The organism is Geobacillus sp. CAMR5420, from assembly GCF_000691465.1.
GTDB lineage: Bacteria > Bacillota > Bacilli > Bacillales > Anoxybacillaceae > Geobacillus > Geobacillus thermoleovorans.
The window spans coordinates 1-2,204 of the sequence record NZ_JHUS01000088.1 but is presented as its reverse complement, the minus strand read 5'-3'; the positions used below and the strand labels follow the sequence as shown (position 1 = coordinate 2,204).

Genomic DNA, 2,204 nt, shown 5'->3' with positions numbered 1-2,204 from the left:
CGGGCAAGACGTTCGCCCTTCGGGCGCTGAAAGAGTCATTGAATCCATCATTGTATCATGTCGTCTACTTTCCGTTATCCACCGGAGGCGTGATGGATTTTTACCGTGGTTTGGCCTTGGGATTAGGAGAGGAACCGAAGTACCGCAAGGTAGACCTCTTCCGCCAAATCCAGCAGGCGATCGAGCGATTGTATCATGAACGACGGATCACGCCGGTGTTCATTTTGGACGAGATGCATTTAGCAAAGGATGCATTTTTACAGGACATCGCCATCTTGTTCAACTTTGAGATGGATTCGACCAACCCATTTGTCTTGATTTTGGCCGGGTTGCCCCATTTACAGGGGAAGCTGCGGCTCAATCAGCACCGCCCTCTCGACCAGCGGATCATCATGCGATACCGGATGGGGCCGCTGGAGAAGGAAGAGGTGGCGGGCTGCATCGAGCATCGGATGAAACAGGCCGGGGCGAAGCATCCGATCTTCACCCCATCGGCGTTAGAGGCGATTGCCCTGCAATCACGTGGTTGGCCCCGTGTCATCAACACGTTGGCCACGACGTGCCTGCTGTACGGGCATCAGCTGAAAAAGGACGTCATTGACGAAGAAGTGGTGCGCATGGCTGCAGAGGAAATGGGGTATTAGCACGAAAGGGGCCGAATCGGCCTCTTTTGTGCTTTCTCTTTTCCATCGGTCCATCAGGCGCGCTGGAAATCTTCATCTGAAAGAGCGTGCAAATGTTCCGAAAGAATGTGCAAAATCCGCAATAATTCGCAAAAATTTTGCACATTATTTCCGAATCCGCCTGAAATAATTTGAAAAAGGGATTCTGAAATAATGTGCTAATTTACAGCGATGACATGGAATCCCTTTTTCAGACAGGCTTCGATGAGCGTTTGGGACGGATACCACGAATCCATGAGCACATACACCGGCCGATCCGGTTCCACCTTGAGCGAGGAAAGCATCTCGATCGCCAGGTCGATCTTGCTTTTTCCCGCCTTCTTGTCATACAGGCGGAACGCAAATGGGAACGCCTGCGTGAAGGTGTGCACCATCAGCCAAACGAGCGAATGCCCCCAGACCGATTGATGATCTTTATGCGAGTAGTGCCAGTCGCACCCTTGAATGGCGTGCGCAGCCCGTGACGAAGGCTTCGTTTTTTGGCAAATCGTATCATCAATCGAAACAAAAAGGGGTTGATTCTTCCGTTTGGCCAGTCGTTCGACCTGGGAAAGGATCCACTCTTGAAGCTTCCCAAGCAGCCTTTCCTCGTTCCAAGGGCTTTTCGTGAAAAAGTGACTGAGCGTCGTTCGATGATTCGGATGAAAGCTCCAGTAATGAATATCAGTCAATGTTCCCGAGAATCCCTTGGTGGTCAAGGCATCGACAATATGAATGAGATGCTTGATGACCGGTTTGGAAAGCTGCAGCGTCAACCCCAGCGTGAAGAAAAACTTGTGGATTCCTTGGTGATGTGCTAATCTATTCATGAGACATGAACCTCCTTGTGTGAATGGGTTTTGAACACATCTATTTTACCCAAGGAGTCCGGTTCATGTCTCCTTTTTTGTTTAGTTGTCAATTTATGTCAGTGAATTTGCTCATCTACAGTTTTAAAAGAGAATTTACATATGATTTATACTAGATTAGCAATTCTCATCTATATTATAAGTAACAAGTGAATAATTACTGGTGCAATAGAGAGACCTCAAATTTAATGTATATAGACTCCCATGACAAAAAAATTTCGTCACCATCGGAAGGATGAAAACAACCATTCTGTCGAATGGTCTCCTTGCAGCTGGGGTCATGAGGTCGTTGTATCTATGGTACGTAAAAGTCCGATATATAGACGGGCCCCAGTAGTCTGGTGCACTACGGAATCCAGTAGTCTGGTGCACTACGGAATGTCGCTCCCTTGAGGGAAGCACGCAGGATAGAATGCTTGAACAAAGGCTACTGCACCAGCTGTTTTTGAGAACGAAGCAGGGAGGGAGACCGATGCGCGTCTTGTATGAACGCTGTTGCGGATTGGACGTGCATAAGCAATCGATTACGGCTTGCGCCCTTTCCCCCGAAAGGAAAAAAAATCGCACGTTTGGTACGCTGACCGACGATCTCGAGGGGGTGGGGGGTTGGGTGGAAGAAAAAAAAGGGACGCACGGTTGCATTGAGGCGACGGGCGGATATTGGAAGGCGGGG

The 2,204-nt window shown here is 49.0% G+C and carries 1 protein-coding gene and 2 pseudogenes; 2 read left to right on the top strand and 1 reads right to left on the bottom strand.

Annotated features, from left to right (window positions below):
- On the top strand, positions 1-644 hold a 644-nt coding region (locus tag DI44_RS00100), incomplete at its 5' end, for an AAA family ATPase (protein ID WP_033026745.1).
- 203 nt (positions 645-847) lie between these two features.
- Here DI44_RS00100 and DI44_RS00105 read toward each other — a convergent pair.
- Positions 848-1,492, bottom strand: a pseudogene (locus tag DI44_RS00105) (transposase); the annotation flags it as partial.
- Between the two features lie 511 nt (positions 1,493-2,003).
- On the opposite strand from DI44_RS00105, the pseudogene DI44_RS0117510 reads away from it, so the two are divergent.
- Positions 2,004-2,204, top strand: a pseudogene (locus DI44_RS0117510) (IS110 family transposase); the annotation flags it as partial.